This is a genomic window from Saccharopolyspora sp. NPDC000995 (genome assembly GCF_053599315.1).
Genome location: NZ_JBSFLZ010000239.1, coordinates 1 through 4,189, shown reverse-complemented (window position 1 = coordinate 4,189; position 4,189 = coordinate 1). Strand labels below are relative to the sequence as shown.

The 4,189-nt window shown below is 67.5% G+C and carries 3 protein-coding genes and 1 pseudogene; 3 read left to right on the top strand and 1 reads right to left on the bottom strand.

Going from position 1 to position 4,189, the window contains the following annotated elements:
• The first annotated feature begins 267 nt into the window (after positions 1–267).
• Genes ACWDKQ_RS35320 through ACWDKQ_RS35310 form a run of 3 tightly spaced genes read left to right on the top strand, consistent with a single transcriptional unit; the run spans position 268 to position 3,343 of the window.
• Positions 268–954 (top strand): FadR/GntR family transcriptional regulator, encoded by a 687-nt coding sequence (locus ACWDKQ_RS35320; RefSeq protein ID WP_450143097.1) that lies wholly within the window; start codon positions 268–270, stop codon positions 952–954.
• A 5-nt stretch (positions 955–959) separates the two neighbouring features.
• Positions 960–2,396: an amino acid permease gene (locus tag ACWDKQ_RS35315; RefSeq protein ID WP_450143096.1), complete on the top strand. Its 1,437-nt coding sequence runs from the start codon at positions 960–962 to the stop codon at positions 2,394–2,396.
• On the top strand, positions 2,393–3,343 hold the full coding sequence (locus ACWDKQ_RS35310; protein WP_450143095.1) for an asparaginase: 951 nt from the start codon (positions 2,393–2,395) through the stop codon (positions 3,341–3,343). The genes ACWDKQ_RS35315 and ACWDKQ_RS35310 overlap by 4 nt, the downstream gene beginning before the upstream one ends.
• A 45-nt stretch (positions 3,344–3,388) precedes the next feature.
• Here ACWDKQ_RS35310 and ACWDKQ_RS35305 read toward each other — a convergent pair.
• Positions 3,389–3,946: pseudogene (locus ACWDKQ_RS35305) on the bottom strand (GTP-binding protein); the annotation flags it as partial.
• Positions 3,947–4,189 lie beyond the last annotated feature (243 nt).

The window sequence follows — 4,189 nt, the reverse complement described above, 5'->3', positions numbered from 1 at the left end:
GGGGTTTTGGCCGGGGGCGAGTGTTGGGGGCGCGTATGGGCGCCCCCACTTTTCGCGAGACGCGGGCACACCAGCCGCTCGAGGGCTTGATCGCCACCGGGCACAGTCGTCAACAACCGCCATAAAGGAACCGAACGGACAAACTTCACTTTCTTGGACGTATGACTCGGGTGACTTGACAGCAGAGCGTGTTGACGTTCACTCTTTCGTGCCATGAACCTGTCCGACAGCCGGGCAGCCGGACATGGTGTCCGGCGCATTGGCGCGATGGAAGCAGTCCTCGCCCACCTGCGCGATGCGATCGAGCGGGGCGAGCACGCGGTCGGCGACAAGCTGCCTGCCGAGGCCAGCCTCGCCAAGGAGTTTGAGGTCAGCCGGTCGGTCGTCCGTGAGGCTCTGCGGGGCCTTCAGGCTCTCGGCCTCACGGCGTCGAAGACTGGCAAGGGAACGTTCGTGGTCGCCAACCGGCCTGTCGACAACCCGGTGTTCGGCCCCTACTCCGCGCGGGACATCCTCGAAGTTCGGCGGCATGTGGAGGTCCCGGCCGCGTCCTACGCCGCCCAGCGGCACACCTCGGACCACCTGGATGCGCTCACCGAGCTGGTGGAGCGGATGGAACAGGAAACCGACAACACCGCTTGGGTGGCGTTGGACTCGCTGTTCCACATCACCATTGCCCAGGCATCTGGCAACCCGGTCTTCGGGAAGGTGATCGAGGAGGTCCGGGACGCGCTGGCCAGGCAGTCCACCCTGCTCAACCAGCTCGCCGACCGGCGCGCGGCGTCCAACGTCGAGCACCGGATTCTCCTCGAAGCGATCGGCCGCGGCGACGAGCTCGCCGCGACCGAGGCGATGACCCAGCACCTGACGCGTGTCGAAAGCACGCTCAGCAACATCGTCGGGACCAAGACCGCGACCGCCGTACCCACATCGGACGAGAACGGGGAAGTCTGAATCCAATGACCGACCAGACCCTGCAACCGTCGCAGCGTAGCGACGGGCCCGCCGACGCCGGTGACGCCGGTTACAGCAAGTCACTGAAAGCGCGGCACATCAACATGATCGCCATCGGCGGCGCGATCGGCACCGGGCTGTTCCTCGGAGCCGGTGGCCGGCTCGCGCAGGCCGGCCCGTCGCTGGCGATCGCCTACGCTGTGTGCGGGTTGTTCGCGTTCTTCGTCGTGCGCTCCCTCGGCGAACTGATCCTGCACCGGCCCTCCTCCGGCGCCTTCGTCTCCTACGCTCGCGAGTTCATGGGTGAGAAGGGCGCCTACACCGCGGGCTGGATGCACTTCCTGAACTGGTCAACCACCGGTATCGCCGACATCACGGCGATCGCGCTGTACGTTCACTATTGGTCGGCGTTCACCCCGATACCGCAGTGGGTGCTGGCGCTCATCGCGCTGGCGATCGTGCTGACCCTGAACCTGGTCTCGGTGAAGCTGTTCGGCGAGCTGGAGTTCTGGTTCGCCATCATCAAGGTCGCCGCGCTGGTGATGTTCATGGTCATCGGGATTTTTCTGCTGGTCACGCAGCACCCGATCGACGGCAATTTCCCCGGCCCGCAGCTGATCACCGACCACGGCGGCATCTTCCCGGCCGGGGTGATCCCGCTGGTCCTGCTCATGCAGGGCGTGGTCTTCGCCTACGCCTCTGTCGAGCTCGTCGGCGTCACCGCCGGCGAGACCGAGAACCCCGCTAAGATCATGCCGAAGGCGATCAACTCGATCATGTGGCGGATCGGCGTGTTCTACGTCGGCTCGGTCGTGCTGCTGGCGATGCTCATGCCGTGGGACGGCTACAGCAAGGGCGAAAGCCCGTTCGTCACCGTGCTCTCGCACATCGGCGTCCCCTACGCGGGCGATGTGATGAACCTGGTGGTGCTCACCGCGGCGATGTCCAGCCTGAACTCGGGCCTGTACTCCACCGGACGCATCCTGCGGTCGATGTCGATGGCCGGTTCGGCGCCGAAGTTCACCGCCGTGATGAACAAGAACAGCGTGCCCTACGGCGGCATTCTGTTGACCTCCGCCGTCTGCGTGATCGGCGTAGGGCTGAACTACCTGGTGCCCGCCGAGGCATTCGAGATCGTGCTGAACTTCGCCTCCATCGGCATCCTCGCCACGTGGGGCATCATCGTCGTCTGCCACCTGCTGTTCGTCCGCAAGGCACAGCGCGGCGAGGTGACCCGGCCGAGCTACCGGCTGCCGTTCTCGCCCTTCACCGAGATCGTCACGCTCGTGTTCCTCGCATCGGTGGTGATCCTGATGGCCTTCGACGAGATCGGCCGGATCACCCTGATGGCCTTGCCGCTGATCATCATCGCGCTGGTCATCGGCTGGTTCCGGGTCCGCAAGCAGATCGACACCTCGGTGCTCGAAAAGGCCGACGCGTGACCCGGACTCCCCCGGTCCGCGTTCCCGCGCACGTGCCGCTCGTGCACGTGCTGCGGGACGGCCTCGTCGAGAGCGTCCACCACGGCTCGGTCGTGGTGGTCGCTCCGGACGGCTCGATCCTGTTCCAGGCCGGCGACGCCGAGACTGCCTGCTACCCGCGCTCGGCGGCCAAGCCGATGCAGGCGGTCGCCATGGTCCGACTCGGCCTGTCGCTGCCGCCGGACCTGCTCGCGCTCACCGCATCCAGCCACTCCGGGGAGGAGATCCACCTCGCCGGCGCGCGGCGCGTGCTGGAGCTGGGCGGATCCACCGAGGTCGAACTCGGCAACCCGGCCGACCTCCCGTACGACCCGGTCGAGCGGGATGCCTGGATCGCGGCGGGCCGCCCGGCTCGCAAGCTGGCGCACAACTGCGCTGGCAAGCACGCGTCGATGCTGCACACCGCCAGGAGGCACGGCTGGTCCACATCGGACTACCTGGATCCCGGGCATCCGTTGCAGCGCGAAATCGCCGCCACCGTCGAGGAGCTGACCGGTCAGCGGATCGCCAACGTGGCCGTCGACGGCTGCGGCGCGCCGCTGTTCGCCGTCTCGCTGCGCGGCCTGGCCACGGCTGCCGGGCGGATCGCCAGTGCACCGACGGGAAGCCCGGAAGGCGTGGTCGCGCAGGCGATCCGAGCCCATCCTGAGATGGTGGCGGGTTCCCGCCGGGACACTACCGCGCTCATGTCGGCGGTGCCGGGCCTGATCGCCAAGGACGGTTTCGAGGCGGTGCAGATCGCCGCACTGCCCGACGGCACCGCGATCGCGCTCAAGATCGCCGACGGCTCCGACCGTGCACGCCTCCCGGCGACCATCGCAGCCTTGGAACTGGCGGGCGTCGACCCGAGGCCGCTCGCCCGGTTCACCAGCGACGACCTGCACGTCGCCGACGTCCTGAAGAGCTGACCGCAGCGAACCCCGCCATCGGCGTTTGGCGTAGATGCGGCTGGCGTGTTCCACCAGGACGATCAGCTCTGCCTTGGCTGAGTCGCGGTCGCGGGCGTCGCACGAGACCGCCGGGATGCCCGGGTCGAGGCCGAGCGCCGTGGCAACGTCCTCCGCACCGAAGCGGCGCGAGTCCGCGAAGTCGTTGACAGCCACGATGAACGGGATCTCGCGCCTCTCGAAGTAGTCCATCGCCGCGAAGCAGTCCCGAAGGCGGCGGGTGTCCGCGAGCACGACCGCGCCGAGCGCGCCCTGCGCGATATCGTCCCGGAAGAACCAGAAGCGGTCCCGCCCGGGCGTGCCGAACAGGTACAGCGCGAACTTGTCCTGCAGCGTGATGCGGCCGAAATCCATCGCCACAGGTGTGGTGGTCTTTTGCTCCACGCCGCCGGTGGAGTCCACGCCGCGCCCGATCTCGGTGAACTGATCCTCGGTGTGCAGCGGCCGGAGTTCGCTGACCTCGCCGACCATCATCGTCTTGCCGACTCCGAACCCGCCGGCGATGAAGATCTTCAGCGCGGTGCGGGGTGCGCCGGGCCGTTCTTCAGAGCGCGCGAAGGCCAATCGTCAGCCGACCGACCACCAAAAACAAGCCAACCGGACAGGAAGAGCGGCGACCACCTCCGCGACGAGCGGCGGGCTCGTACTCCGCATGTCTTCGGGCGGCCGACGTCGCCCAACAACACCGAAATCTTGAGACTAGGGTCGGTTACATGTTGCGTCCTGGAAGCTGGACCAGGCCAGCGGGTGAGAGTCCCGTCCGGGTAGGCACCGGAGCGCCCGGTAGCAGGCCCCAGTCTGTCGGGG

What these genes read in the sequence shown, in the direction of transcription:
- ACWDKQ_RS35315 (WP_450143096.1), top strand. Translation starts at nt 960, where the DNA reads ATGACCGACCAGACCCTGCAACCGTCGCAGCGTAGCGACGGGCCCGCC.
- ACWDKQ_RS35320 (WP_450143097.1), top strand. Translation starts at nt 268, where the DNA reads ATGGAAGCAGTCCTCGCCCACCTGCGCGATGCGATCGAGCGGGGCGAG.